The sequence below is a fragment of the Candidatus Azoamicus ciliaticola genome (genome assembly GCF_902860225.1).
Lineage (GTDB): Bacteria > Pseudomonadota > Gammaproteobacteria > UBA6186 > Azoamicaceae > Azoamicus > Azoamicus ciliaticola.
Genome location: NZ_LR794158.1, coordinates 142,604 through 156,731, shown reverse-complemented (window position 1 = coordinate 156,731; position 14,128 = coordinate 142,604). Strand labels below are relative to the sequence as shown.

Genomic DNA, 14,128 nt, shown 5'->3' with positions numbered 1-14,128 from the left:
ATTTAAAATTGATTCAAAAATTCAATATTGTTTTCAAAAAATAACTTAATGTCGTTTATTTTATATTTTATCATAGCTAATCGTTCTACACCTATTCCAAAAGCTAATCCATTATATATAAAAGGATCTATGTCACATTCTTTTAATATATTTGGATGTATTAATCCACATCCAAGTATCTCTATCCATCCACTACTTTTACATATAGAACAACCAATGCCGCTACAATAAAAACATTTTATATCAACTTCAAAAGAAGGTTCTGTAAATGGAAAATAAGATGATCTAAATTTCGTTATTATTGTATTATTAAAAAAAAAGTTAAGAAATTCTAATAATATAAATTTTAAGTTAGATAAAGATATATTAGTTTCTATAATAAAGCCTTCTATTTGATGAAACATTGGTGTATGTGATAAATCATAATCTCTTCTATAAACTTTTCCACAAGATAAAAAACGCATTGGAAGCATTTTATTTTTCATTAAATGAATCTGCATATTTGATGTGTGTGTTCTTAACAAAAAAAAATCATCTATATAAAACGTATCCTGTAAATTTCTTGATGGATGATTCAATGGCATATTTAATGCGTCAAAATTATTATATTTATTGTCTATTTCTATTCCATTTTCACACTTAAATCCAAAAATATTAAAAAACTTTTTAATATCAGTAATGGTTTTATTTATTATATGCATAGATCCTACATTATAATAATTTTTAGGTATTGTAAAATCAAAATCTATTATTGATTCTTTATTAAATATTTCACTTTTTTTTGTATTTATTAAAATTAATATTTCTGACTTTACATTATTCACTGTTTTTAAAAGTTCAGTTTTATTATTTGAATTCTCTTTTTTTAAATAATCAAAAATTTTATTTAACTTACCATTTTTTCCAAGATATAAAGAATTAATTTTATTAATATCTGAAATGTTATTTATAAATGTTATTTCTTTTTTAAAAACATTTAAAAGGTCATAAATTTCTAGCTCTTTCATAATAATTATTACGCATTTTTAATCTTATGTACTAATTGTGTAAATATTTCAAAGTTCTTATCAATTATTTCTGATAACACTTTTCTATTAATTAATATATTATTTTTTTTCATCAAAAAAATAAAATTATTATAAGACAAATCAAACTGTCTAACTGCTGCATTTATTTTTATTATCCAATTTTGTCGCATTAATCTTTTTTTACATTTTCTATCTCTATATGAATATTGCAAAGCTTTTATAACAGCTTGTTTTGCTACTCTAAATACTTTACTTCTAGCTCCATAATAGCCTTTTGCTCTATTTAAAATTTTTTTATGTCTTTTTCTAGCTGTAACTCCCCTTTTTACTCTACTCATTTTATTTTCCTATATATATAACAAAGCTCTATTTAAAGTTTTTTTATGAGAAATATCTACACATTTTAAATGTCTTAACTGTCTTTTTCTTTTTGAAGTTTTTTTTGTCAAAATATGTCTTAAAAAAGATTGTTTATGTTTAAAATTTCCGCTTTTTGTTTTTTTAAAACGTTTATAAGCGCTTTTGTGCGTTTTAATTTTCATATAAATCCTACGGGTTTTTTATTTTAGTCAATGAACTAATAATAGTTATTATATTTTTACCTTCAAATTTTGGATCAGCATCTACCTTACAAAAATCTTGCAAATCAAAACATATTTTTTTCATTAATTCAAGTCCAGAATTTTTATGAATTATTTCTCTACCTTTAAAACAAACTATTATTTTAATTTTATTTCCATTTAATAAAAAATTTTTAATATTTTTTAATTTTATTAAATAATCATTATTTCCAGTATTTGGTCTAAATTTTACTTCTTTAATTTTTATTTCTTTTTGCTTTTTTTTTGCTAAAGATTTTCTTTTATTTATAGAAAACTGAAATTTACCATAATTCATTATTTTTGCAACAGGCGGTACTAATTTTGGTTGAATTTCAACCAAATCTAAATTTGCAGCTATTGCCATCTTTAAGGCTTCTTCTAAAGAAACCACTCCAACTTGTCTTCCATTTTCATCTATTAATCTTAATTGCAATGATTTTATTTCATTATTTATTTTGTTTCTAATATTAATCTCCTTTAAAATTAAATTCTTTTAAAAAGTTTTTCAATGAGATATTTTTCACAAAATTTGTTTTATTATCTCTTAAAGTTATTGTTTTACTTGTATATTCTTTATTTCCAATTATTATGATATATGGTATTTTTTTTAAAATACAATGTTTAATTTTATACTCTAACCTTTCATTTCCAAAATATATTGTAACATTATATTTGTTTTTAATTATATTATAAATGTTTTTTACATAAAATAAATATTTATTACTTATATATATTAAAATGAAATGTATTGGTGTTAAACATAATGGTAGATATCCAGATCCATTTTCTATAAGAATGCCTATAAATCTTTCTATTGATCCTAAAATAGCTCTGTGTAAAATTATTGGAGTTTGCAAAAAACCTTTATGATCAACATATTTAGCGTTTAAATTTTTTGCTGTAAAAAAATCCACTTGAATTGTTCCACATTGCCATATACGATTAAATTTATCCCGTAAAGAAAATTCCAATTTTGGACCATAAAATGCACCATCATTTGAAACAGAATAATTTATTTTAAGTTTTTTTATAACATTTTCTAAAATTTTTTCAGCTTTATACCAAATATCTAAATTATCAGAAATATCTATAGGCTTTTTAGATAACACTAATTTAAAAATATTAAATCCAAATTTATAATAAACATTTTTTAAAAGATGAATGAAATTTATGATTTCATTCTCTAAATGATAATCTGAACAAAAAATATGACCGTCGTCTTGCGTAAAGTTTTTTAATCGCATTAATCCATGCAAAGATCCAGATAATTCGTTTCTAAAACACATGCCAAACTCTGCTATTCTAAATGGTAGATTCTTATAACTTTTTTTATAAAAATTATTAAATAATTCTATGTGACAAGGACAATTCATTGGTTTTAAAACATTTATATTATTTTTTATATTACAAATAAACATATTATCTATAAATTTGTCAATATGCCCAGATTTTTTAAATAAAAATGAACCTGTCAAAACAGGAGTGTTTACTTCAAAGTAATTAAATTTTTCAAGAGTTTTCTTAATAAATTCCTTAATGCTTGTGTATATATTCCACCCATTTTTATTCCAAAAAACTACACCTGGAGAATGTTTATAAAAATCAAATAAATTAAGATGTTTTCCTAGAACTCTATGATCACATTCTTTTAAATTATTTATTTTATTAACGTATTTATGCAAATTTCTTTTTGATTCCCACGCAGTCCCATATATTCTATATAACATTTCATTTTTATTATTATTTTTCCAATACGCTCCAGAAATTTTAATTAATTTAAAAAATTTTAAAAAAGAAACATTTGGCAAATGTGGGCCTCTACATAAATCTGAAAAATCATCTTGTTCATATATAGATATTATGCTATTTTCTGATATATTATCTATGATTTCTTTTTTATACTTATTATGCTTAAACAGAATATTTGCTGCGTCTTTATTTACATTAACTCTTATTATTTCAAATTGTTTTTTTGTTAAACCAAACATTTTTTTTTCTATTTTTTTTAAATCAGAAAAAGATAATTTTACATTTGAAAAAAAATCATAATAAAATCCATTTTTTATAACAGGTCCAACGGACAATTTAATATCTTTATAAATATTAATCAATGAATGTGCTAATAAATGTGCGCATGAATGTCTTATTATGCTTAATGCTTTTGAACTATTTATTTTAATAAAAATTAACGTTGCATTTATTACCAATTCGTAGCCTACTGTTTTAATTTTTCCATTTAAATAAATAGATATAAAAAAATTAAATGTATTTTTGAAAAGTTTTCTTTTTTCTTCTTTAAAAGAATTTTTTTTTTTAAAAAATATAATATTATTATCTATTACAGTTATCATATATAAATTAATAAAATACTTATTATTTAATATAATAATACATAATTAAATTACAATAGTATACACAGTTTTATGTTTAAAAAAATTCACGAAAAATTTATTAATTTTAAAATCAATAGAAAAGTATATATTGGTTATAGTGGTGGAATAGACTCAAGCGTCTTATTGCATCTATGTTTTAATATTTTGAAAAAAAAAGACTTTTCAATTAGAGTTATAAACATAAATTATATGAATAATAAAAATGCAAAAAATTGGTATATTTTTTGTAAAACTCAATGTTATAAATATAAAATACCTATTACAACTTTTTTCATTAATAGCATTAAAGATAAAAATTTAGAACAAGAATTAAGAATTATAAGATATAAAATATTTTTAAAATTACTAAATAAATCAACAACTTTATTACTTGCGCATAATTCTAATGATATAATAGAAACTTTTTTTTTAAATCTTTTCAGAGGGTGTGGAATTACTGGATTTTCAAGCATAAGTGATAACCCAGTATATAAAAATTTTTCAATTTTTCGTCCTATGACTGATTTTAATAAAGATCAAATATTTAATTACGCAACAAAAAACAATATTAATTACATAACTGATTTTACTAATTTTGATATTAAGTTTAATAGAAATTTTATAAGATATAATTTATTTAATGAAATTAATAAAAAATGGCAAAATTTTAAAACGCCAATTTTAAGGTATATAGACTTATCTAAATATTTGAATTTATATATTAAATATAGGTGTAATTTTTTTCTAAAAAAAAATAAAAATAATAACTATTTAAATTTAGACAGTATTAATTTTTTACCATCTTATATTAAAACTGAAATACTTAAGATTTTTATAAAAAATAACAATATTAAACCTTTATCATATAAACATATTAATGAATTAAATAAAATTTTAATAAATAGAAATAAATTTTCATTTTTTAAAATAAATAATTTTATGTTTTATATAAATTTAAAAAAACTTTATATTAAAAAGATAAAAACTCATTTTTTTAATTTTAAATTTTTAAAAAGTAATAATTTTTATAAAAAAATTAAAAATTCCAATTCATTGAATTTTAATATTGATGGAATTCTTTTAAATAATTTAATATTAAATATAGATAAAAAAAAACATATGATAATAAAGTATGATAATTTTTTAATTATATTATCTGGTATATGGAAATCAAAAATTTATTCTAAATTTTTAAGAAATTTTTTTTATATTAAGGTATTAAAATGAGTTTATTTTATTATTTTAAATATTTCGCCTCCGCCAATACATTCATTATTTTTATAAAAAACAACATATTGCCCAGGATTAACAATTTTTTGTTTAAATTTAAAAAAAATAGCGTATTTTTTATAAATTTTATTCCAATAAAAAATTGATAAATTAAAATCTATAGAATGTCTTGTTTTTGTAAAATAAATGTTTTTACTTTCTTTACCTTTGAAATTTATTTTTTTAATTAAAATGTGTTGCATTAATAATTTTTCTTTTTCATTCGTAACATATAATAAATTTTTATTAATATTTTTTTTAAAGATATAACTCTTATCGACATTTTCACAACAAAAAAATTTTTCACCTATAGTGTAAAAAAAAATTCCATCATGTTTTGCTATAATTTTTTTTTTGTCATCAATGACAAACCCTGCTTTTTTTTTAATATATTTATTTATAAAAACTTTAAATTTTTTTTCACCAATAAAACATATTCCAATACTAGATTTTTTATTAAAATTTAAAAAATTAAAATAATAGATAAACAATTTTATTGATGATTTCAAATAGTTAGATATTGGGAAAAAAATTTTTTTTCGTGCTATTTTATCTATATTAAATAAAAAATATGTTTGATTTTTTTTTAAATCTGCGCTTACTAAAAAAATATTTTTTTTTTTAAATTTTAATATTTTTGAATAATGTCCTGTCGATAAAAAATCAAATTTTAATATATAAATTAAATAATAAAACAAAATTTTAAATTTTATTTCTCTATTACAATACACATCCGGATTTGGAGTTAGTCCCATTTTCAATGATTTTAAAAAAAGTAAAAAAACTGAATTCCAATAAATTTTAGAATAATCTAAAATATGCAACTTAATTTTAAATTTCTTACATAAATTTTTTACATAAACTAAATCTATTTTAAAAAAACAATTTTTATTTTCAAAAGCATTCCAATTTTTTATAAAAAAAACTTCTATATAAAAATTATTTTTTTTTGAAATAAATGTGGAAAAAGAAGAATCTAACCCACCAGAAAATGATAAAGCAATTTTTTTTTTACATGTCATATAATAAAAAATACTAAACATAAAAAATATTAAAATATATTTTCTATATTTAAGAAATGTTATAATTAAAAAATAGAATAATTTTTTAGATAATATGATAGATAAATATTCGCCAAATGAAATAGAAAAAATAGCGCAAGAATTTTGGAAAAAAAATAAATCTTTCACTTTAAAGAAGATAAATATAAAAAACAAGTACTATTGTTTATCTATGTTCCCATATCCAAGTGGTAAATTACATATGGGGCACATTAGAAATTACACAATAGGTGATATAATTTCACGCTATAAAAAATTGTGTGGACATGTTGTATTTAATCCTATTGGATGGGATGCTTTTGGCATGCCTGCAGAGAATGCCGCAAGAGACAATAATATATCTCCGGAAGAATGGACCAAAAAAAATATAAAAGACATGAAAACACAATTACAAAATTTAGGGTTTAGTTTTGATTGGAATAGAGAAATAAATACATCACATTATAGTTATTACAAGTGGGAACAAATGTTTTTTATAAAGCTTTTTGAATCCGAGTTAGTTTATAAAAAAAATACATTTGTAAATTGGGATCCAATAGATAAAACAGTTTTAGCCAATGAACAAGTAATAGATGGTAGAGGATGGCGTTCTAACGCTTTAGTAGAAAGAAAAAAAATAAATCAATGGTACATTAGTATAACAAAATACGCAGATTTATTATTTGATGATCTTTTAAAATTAAAACATTGGCCACAAAAAGTAAAAGATATGCAAAAAAATTGGATAGAAAAAAAAGTTGGATATAATATAAATTATAATGATATTGAAAATAATCTAGAATTAAATTTATTCTTTGAACAAATTAATAATTTAAATAATATTCTTTTTATCCAAATTTCAAAAGAAAATCTAGATTTAATAAAAAACAAACATTTCATTTCTTTAGATAATGTTGAACAAATTTTATTGCTAAATAAATTAAATAATAAAACACATATTTTATTTATAAACGATGACATAACTAACTGCTTATATATTTTTAACAAACAAAATAATTTAAATATAAAAATAGAAGAAATAGAAATATTAACAAATAGCCAATCGAAGATAGTGATTAGTAAAATTAATAATTATGATAATTTAAATTTTTTATTGAAAAATTTAAATAATAATAATAAAAGTCTATTATCGTTTCGTATATTAAATAAATATGAAAAAATAAAAATAATTAATGATTACAATTTAAAAGATTGGTGCATTTCAAGGCAAAGATATTGGGGCGTACCTATCCCAATTATTGATTGTTCAAAATGTGGAATTATACCAGAAAATATAGAAAGATTACCAATTAAATTACCAAAAATTAATCAAAAATGTTACAAAAATATATCATTAAAAAAAAATAAATATTTTATTAATATATTATGTTACAAATGTAAAAATAAAGCTCAAAGAGAAACAGATACTTTTGATACTTTTTTTGAATCATCTTGGTATTATGCTAAATATTTATGTAAAAAAAATTTAAACAGCAAGTACTTAAATAAATGGTTGCCTGTTGATCAATACATTGGCGGTATTGAGCACGCAAATTTACATTTAATATACGCAAGATTTTTTTGTAAAGTAATGAAAGACTTTGATATTTTAAATTATGACGAACCATTCACTCATTTATTGACACAAGGAATGGTATTGATGCATGGATCAAAAATGTCTAAATCTAAAGGCAATATAATAGATCAAGCTCAAATAATATCTAAATATGGGGCTGACACATTAAGATTATTTATTATGTTCGTAGCACCACCAGAACAATCTTTTGAATGGAATGAAAATGGAATAATTGGCTGTAAAAAATTTCTAGATAAAATATGGAATTTATCAAAAAAAATACAAAATTTAAATGAAAATTTCGATTTTTTTATAAAAGAAGAAAATTTAAATGAAATTCAATTATCTATAGTTAAATCATATAATGATAGTTTAATTAATATAAAATCAATAATTGATAATAAAATGACATTTAACGTTGTTATAGCAATTTTAATGACATTGACAAATTTAATATATAAAATGGAAATAACATACGATATAAATAAATATATATTTAAAAAAATATTGGAAGCTATAATTATATTGTTATCACCATTTTCTCCTCATATAACACATGTTATATGGACTCACATACTTAAAAAAAATACTACAATATTAAATGAATCATTTCCAAAAAATATCGATTTAATTAATGAAAATCCACTTTTAATATGGATACCAATATATATAAATGGAAAATTTAAGAAAAAAATACAAATAGAAAAAAATACTAATCAAGAAAATTTAACAAAACTTATTCTTATGGATAATAATCTTAATAAATTTTTAGAAAATAAAGAAATAAAAAATGTTTTTTATAAAAAAGAAAAACTTATAAATTTAGTAGTTAAATGATAGTAAATGATTTTGAATTAATGTTTTTTTTAAAGAAAAATTTTAAATTTTTTTTTTTATTAGATGATTCTTTAAGAAGTGTCATAATTTTCAACATAATTAAAAATTTTTTTAAAAGAAAAATTTTTTTAGTAAATTTTGAAGATTTTAATTGTAGTACATATGCTAATAAAATATTAGTTTTTAAAGAAAAATTTCATAATATTTTTGATAATGAAATTATACACAAATTAATATCTAACAATAATGTTATTATATTAATATCTAACGATTTTAAAGATAAAACTTTTATAAATAAAATAAATTATTTTTTTAAAAAATATATAATTATAATAACATTTAAAGAATTAACTTATAGAGAAAATTTTTTATGGATTAAACAATTTTTTATTTACAAATCATATTATTTCAATGATAGAATTTGCAATTATTTAAGTATTTTTTTTAAAAAAAAACTTGAACTTTTTATAATAAATTTCGAATTAAACATTTATAATAAATCTTTATTGCAATTATTGTTAAATATAAATTTAAATATTAATTATGACTTTTCTTTAATAAATTTACATAAAAAAAAAATAAATATGCTTTTATATGCATATAAAAATAAGAATAATCATGTTAATTTATTAAAAAAATATGACGAACTTAACTTTAAAAATAAATTTATAATGTATCTATTTATAATTTTAGATATAAATGAAAAAAATAATGAACAATTAAATTACGAAATAATATTATTTAATTTCATAATTAATACATTTTTTGAAAAGAGAAATAGGGGAAATTATTTTGATAACCTTAATATTAAATATATTACAAAAAAGTAAAGCATTAAATATTCTAATTTTAGAAAAAGATTTTGGATTTACAGAAAAAAGTGAAATAATAATAACAACTGGGACATCCTTTGTTCATATAAATAGCATTACAAAAAATTTAACAATTTTTTTAAAAAAGAATTTTAGTGGTGTAATATATACAAAGGCAGGCGTTAATACAGATTGGGTGCTAATAGAATTAGAAAACATTATTATAAACATTATGTTAAAAGAGGCTAGAGCTTATTATGACTTAGAATCGTTATATAATAAAATTGAAAATGATAAATAAAATTTTCAGGACAATTAAGTTTTATTTTTATAAAAATAATTTACCACGAATTATATCTATTTATAATTTAAATAAAAATGATTTTTTTAAAATAAAAAATATAGCTATATGGTTAATGTGCACGAAAAAAAAAGAATTTATTTGCAAGAAATGCAAATCATGCATAAGATTTAAAAAAAATATAAATTATGATTATTTTGAGTTAGTAAATAATGAAATTTTTATTTTAGAAAAATTTATTAAAAATAAACCAATTTTTTCTAACATAAAAGTTGTATTTTTATTTTTAAACAATAAAAGCAAAAACATTATAAAATTTTTAGAAAATAATGTTGAAAATAATAACACATATTTTTTACTTTTTTTAAATAATAAAAATTTAAAAATAAATAATTTATCATTAATTTTTTATGTAAAGAATAAAGTCAATCTAATATCTATAAAAGTTATAAAATTCATATATTATAAATTTTTAAACAAAAAATTTAGCTTTAAACCAACAAACTTTTTAAATATAGATAAAGTAATAATAATAGATTCGTTAATATTTTTTTTTAAAATTTATTTATACAATTTTTCTTTAAAAAAAAATAGGATATTAATAAACAATGAAATTAAAAAAAAATTGATTAAAAAAAATACATTTTTTATATTAAATGTTTTAGAAAAATATAAAAAAAACACATTTAAAAATAATAATTTAAATATTTTTTTATTAATAAATTTTATAATAGAATACATTAATGCTTAATTTTTTTCGTCAAAATAAAAAATTAACAACCCAAAAAAAAATATAAAAACAGATAAAAAAAAATGCCATGTTATACCCTCTTTTAAAAAAAAATATCCGAAAAAAGCAGCAAAAAATGGAGTCATTAATCCAGAAAATGTCATAAAAGTAGCGGAGAAATAATTTAAAAGATAACCAAAAAGATTATAACAAATTATATTAGAAATTATGGCTGTTAAAAATGTAAAAAACATAAAATAGAAAAGGTTATAAATAGGAAAAGGGTTCCAGTTTTCATTTACAACAAAAGATGTAATTAGAATACAAAAACCACCAAAAAACATACTTATACCATTGGCTAAAAAAAATGAATATCCTTTTAATTGAATTTTTTTTAAAAAAATCCAACCTATAACACTGAAAAATACAGCAAATAATAAAAATAATTCAGACATTGAAAATACCCATATAGTTTTAATATTTAATTCTTCTAATGATTTTATATAAATCATTGGTATTAAACCAAAAAAACCTATTAATATCCCAAAAAATTTTCTAGCAGTTATAAATTCATTTAAAAAAATAGGTGCTATAAAAGCTGTTAAAAACGGAGATAAACTATATATTAAACACGCTTTAGCTGATGACATAGTTTTAAGTCCTAATATTTCAAATATATTTGTAAAATAAATATTAAATAATCCCAATAGAAAGAATAAATAAAAATGTTCTTTTTTAATTTTTATTTTACCATTTAAAAATAATATAAATATTAACAAAAACCCAGATAATGCCATTCTAAACCCCATAAGAAACAATGGATCAGCATAACACAAACAAATTTTTTGTAATGAAAACACGCTAGCAAACAAAGCAAATAACAAAAAAACTAATAAAAGTCGTATTTTTTTCAATTTAATTAAAAAATATAAATTAATTTAAAATAATACCAATTAAAATATAGACAGTCAAAAGTTAAATATATATAATTTAATACAAAAAAAAAATTAAAATTTTTTGTTATATAGGTAAATAATATTATGAGTTCAGAATTAAATACAAATAAAAAGGAAATAGTAGATAATTTAAAAATGCATAACAAAGATTGTGGATCAAGTATTGTTCAAATATCATCATTATCCTTTGAAATAGATATGTTAACAACACATTTAAAAAAATTTAAAAAAGATAATCATTCTAAAATAGGATTGATTAAAAAAGTTAATTTAAGAAAAAGTTTATTAAAATATTTAAAAATTAAAGATAAAGAAAAATATGATCATATAACAAAATATCTAAATATTAGAAAATAATAAAAAGGAAAAAAAAATTGTACATTAAAACAGATATAAAATTACATAATTACACTTTAAATATAGAAATAGGAAAAATAGCCAGAAATACTGCTTCTTCGATATTTTTAGATGTGGAAGGTACAACTTTATTAATAACAATAGTTTATGCTCAAACAGATGATTGTGATTTTTTGCCACTAAAAGTTGAATATTTTGAGCGGTTTTATGCAAATGGTAAAATACCGTTTAATTATTTTAAAAGAGAAGGTAAACCTAGTGAAAGAGAAATTTTAATTGCTAGATTAATTGATAGGTCAATTAGAGCAATGTTTCCGAAAGATCTTAAATTAGAAATACAGATAACAGTAACAGTTTTATCAATAAATAAAGAAATAAATCCGGATATATTAGCAATAAATGGTGTATCTATAGCATTAGCATTATCAGATCTTCCATTTTTACCAATATCTTCAGTCAGAATAGGATTATGTAATAATTTAGTAGTAGTAAATCCAAGTTCAAGCGAAATGAAACAATCTTTTATGGAGTTAGTTTTATCAGGCACAGAAGATAAAATAACCATGATAGAAGGTAGTTTTAATGAAATAAAAGAAGAAATTTTATTAGAGTGTTTAAAAACTGGATTAACAGAATTCAATAATGTGATAAAATCAATTCAAGAACTTAAAATAAAATTAAAAAAGCAAGAAAAATTGAAATTATCAAGTAATTATGATGAAGTAAGTAGTATTTTATTCAATAAATATGAAAAAATATTTTATGAATTATATTATAATTATGATAAAAATAAAGTTAAAGAATTTAAAAATACTTTATTAACAGATTTAATAAATGAAAAAAATAATTTAAATAATAAAAATATATTAACACAAATAATAAGCAGTATAGAAAAAAAAATAATTAGAAAAAAAATAATTGATACAGGTAAACGATTAGATTTACGAATTTTTAATGAGATAAGAAATATAAATTCAGAAACAAACATATTTAAATCAACACATGGATCAGCTATTTTTACGCGAGGCGAAACTCAATCAATAGCTGTAGTAACATTAGGCACACACAAAGATTTACAATTAATAGATTGCCCATTTTTTTCTTGTTATAAAAATAACTTTATATTACATTATAATTTTCCACCATATGCAGTTAACGAACTAGGAAATGTAAATGTAATAAAAAGACGAGAAATAGGGCATGGTAATCTGGCTAAAAATGCTTTAAACTATATAATACCACTTTATGATGAATTTCCATATGTAATTAGAGTTGTATCCGAGATAACAGAATCTAATGGATCTAGCTCAATGGCTACTGTATGTAGCAGTAGTTTAGCTTTAATGGATGCTGGGGTTCCTATTAAAAATCATGTTGCTGGAATAGCAATGGGATTAATTAAAGAAGAAAATGATTGTATTATTCTAACAGATATTTCAAGTGAAGAAGATTTTTTTGGTGATATGGATTTTAAATTAGCAAAAACAAAAAATGGTATAACTGCTTTACAAATGGATTTAAAAATACCAGGAATAACACTAAATTTAATAAAAAACATAATAAATGAAGCAGGGTTAGCAACAAATAAATTGTTAAACATAATGATAACATTAATCCCAAAACACAAAGAAAAGTTATCTGAAAAGGCACCTAAGATAAAAGTATTACATATAAATAAAAATAAGATAAAGGATATAATAGGTAAAAATGGATCTATAATTAAAGATTTAACAGAAAAATATGAATGCGAAATAAATATATCAAATGATGGAATAATAAGAGTTTCAGCTAATTCACAAGAAAATATAAATTTAGTAATAAATGATATTAAAAATTTAATAAAAGAAGTGAAAATAGGCACAATTTTTAGAGGAAAGGTTACGCGAATAATTCAATTTGGTGCTTTTGTAAATATAATGAATAAAACAGATGGTTTATTACATATAAGTAAAATTAACAAATATAAAACTGTAAATCCTTTATGGGAAATTAAAGAAGATGATGTTATTGATGTTGTAATATCTAATATTGATACAGATGGTAAAATAAGTTTAAATATATTTGAATAATGAGCCGTTAGCTTAGTTGGTAAAGCTGCTGACTCTTAATCAGCTGATCGTAGGTTCAATTCCTACACGGCTCAAAATTTTTATAAAATATTGGTAGCGAGAGTGGCGGAATTGGTAGACGCGCTGGGTTTAGGACCCAGTAGGAATATCCTGTGAGAGTTCGAATCTCTCCTTTCGTA

Annotated in this window: 14 protein-coding genes and 2 tRNA genes; 9 read left to right on the top strand and 7 right to left on the bottom strand. The window is 19.8% G+C overall.

Features of this window, described 5'->3' with window-relative positions; all coding sequences use genetic code 11:
• Nucleotides 1-2: 2 nt before the first annotated feature.
• From pheS to thrS, 5 genes are read right to left on the bottom strand one after another with little or no spacing between them, the layout of a single operon-like run.
• Nucleotides 3-1,007 carry a phenylalanine--tRNA ligase subunit alpha gene (gene pheS, locus ESZ_RS01005; RefSeq protein WP_176604932.1) on the bottom strand — a complete coding sequence of 335 codons (1,005 nt, stop codon included), beginning with the start codon at nucleotides 1,005-1,007 and terminating at the stop codon, nucleotides 3-5.
• 8 nt (nucleotides 1,008-1,015) lie between these two features.
• A complete protein-coding gene (gene rplT, locus ESZ_RS01000; RefSeq protein WP_176604931.1) occupies nucleotides 1,016-1,366 on the bottom strand; it encodes a 50S ribosomal protein L20 in 351 nt (116 codons plus the stop codon).
• Nucleotides 1,367-1,375: 9 nt separating this feature from the next.
• Complete coding sequence (gene rpmI / locus ESZ_RS00995) at nucleotides 1,376-1,570, bottom strand: 50S ribosomal protein L35 (protein ID WP_176604930.1); 195 nt, start codon at nucleotides 1,568-1,570, stop codon at nucleotides 1,376-1,378.
• A gap of 7 nt (nucleotides 1,571-1,577) precedes the next feature.
• Nucleotides 1,578-2,084 carry a translation initiation factor IF-3 gene (gene infC / locus ESZ_RS00990; protein ID WP_277875229.1) on the bottom strand — a complete coding sequence of 169 codons (507 nt, stop codon included), beginning with the start codon at nucleotides 2,082-2,084 and terminating at the stop codon, nucleotides 1,578-1,580.
• A 13-nt stretch (nucleotides 2,085-2,097) separates the two neighbouring features.
• Nucleotides 2,098-3,981, bottom strand: a complete 1,884-nt coding sequence (gene thrS / locus ESZ_RS00985; RefSeq protein WP_176604929.1) for a threonine--tRNA ligase — start codon at nucleotides 3,979-3,981, stop codon at nucleotides 2,098-2,100.
• 72 nt (nucleotides 3,982-4,053) lie between these two features.
• Between thrS and tilS the strand changes: the two genes are divergently transcribed.
• Nucleotides 4,054-5,229, top strand: a complete 1,176-nt coding sequence (gene tilS, locus ESZ_RS00980) for a tRNA lysidine(34) synthetase TilS (protein ID WP_176604928.1) — start codon at nucleotides 4,054-4,056, stop codon at nucleotides 5,227-5,229.
• Nucleotides 5,230-5,231: 2 nt separating this feature from the next.
• Here tilS and mnmA read toward each other — a convergent pair whose 3' ends face one another.
• On the bottom strand, nucleotides 5,232-6,314 hold the full coding sequence (gene mnmA, locus ESZ_RS00975; protein WP_206752495.1) for a tRNA 2-thiouridine(34) synthase MnmA: 1,083 nt from the start codon (nucleotides 6,312-6,314) through the stop codon (nucleotides 5,232-5,234).
• A gap of 73 nt (nucleotides 6,315-6,387) precedes the next feature.
• Between mnmA and ESZ_RS00970 the strand changes: the two genes are divergently transcribed.
• Genes ESZ_RS00970 through ESZ_RS00955 form a run of 4 tightly spaced genes read left to right on the top strand, consistent with a single transcriptional unit; the run spans nucleotide 6,388 to nucleotide 10,588 of the window.
• Complete coding sequence (locus tag ESZ_RS00970; protein ID WP_176604926.1) at nucleotides 6,388-8,724, top strand: class I tRNA ligase family protein; 2,337 nt, start codon at nucleotides 6,388-6,390, stop codon at nucleotides 8,722-8,724.
• Complete coding sequence (locus ESZ_RS00965; RefSeq protein WP_176604925.1) at nucleotides 8,721-9,554, top strand: hypothetical protein; 834 nt, start codon at nucleotides 8,721-8,723, stop codon at nucleotides 9,552-9,554. The genes ESZ_RS00970 and ESZ_RS00965 overlap by 4 nt, the downstream gene beginning before the upstream one ends.
• A complete protein-coding gene (gene rsfS, locus ESZ_RS00960) occupies nucleotides 9,517-9,837 on the top strand; it encodes a ribosome silencing factor (RefSeq protein WP_176604924.1) in 321 nt (106 codons plus the stop codon). The genes ESZ_RS00965 and rsfS overlap by 38 nt, the downstream gene beginning before the upstream one ends.
• Entirely contained in the window at nucleotides 9,827-10,588 is a 762-nt protein-coding gene (locus ESZ_RS00955; protein ID WP_176604923.1) for a hypothetical protein, read from the top strand. Before rsfS ends, ESZ_RS00955 begins: the two co-directional genes overlap by 11 nt.
• On the opposite strand, the gene ESZ_RS00950 is transcribed toward ESZ_RS00955, so the two are convergent.
• Nucleotides 10,585-11,481, bottom strand: coding sequence for a DMT family transporter (locus tag ESZ_RS00950; protein ID WP_176604922.1), 897 nt, complete (start codon nucleotides 11,479-11,481; stop codon nucleotides 10,585-10,587). The two genes, ESZ_RS00955 and ESZ_RS00950, sit on opposite strands and share 4 nt — an antisense overlap.
• A gap of 126 nt (nucleotides 11,482-11,607) precedes the next feature.
• Here ESZ_RS00950 and rpsO point away from each other — a divergent pair, with 126 nt between their 5' ends.
• From rpsO to ESZ_RS00930, 4 genes are all read left to right on the top strand, one after another.
• Nucleotides 11,608-11,880 carry a 30S ribosomal protein S15 gene (rpsO, locus tag ESZ_RS00945; protein ID WP_176604921.1) on the top strand — a complete coding sequence of 91 codons (273 nt, stop codon included), beginning with the start codon at nucleotides 11,608-11,610 and terminating at the stop codon, nucleotides 11,878-11,880.
• A gap of 17 nt (nucleotides 11,881-11,897) precedes the next feature.
• Nucleotides 11,898-13,949, top strand: coding sequence for a polyribonucleotide nucleotidyltransferase (gene pnp / locus ESZ_RS00940; protein WP_176604920.1), 2,052 nt, complete (start codon nucleotides 11,898-11,900; stop codon nucleotides 13,947-13,949).
• Between the two features lies 1 nt (nucleotide 13,950).
• Nucleotides 13,951-14,023 (top strand) — tRNA-Lys (locus tag ESZ_RS00935).
• A gap of 22 nt (nucleotides 14,024-14,045) precedes the next feature.
• Nucleotides 14,046-14,128, top strand: a tRNA-Leu gene (locus ESZ_RS00930).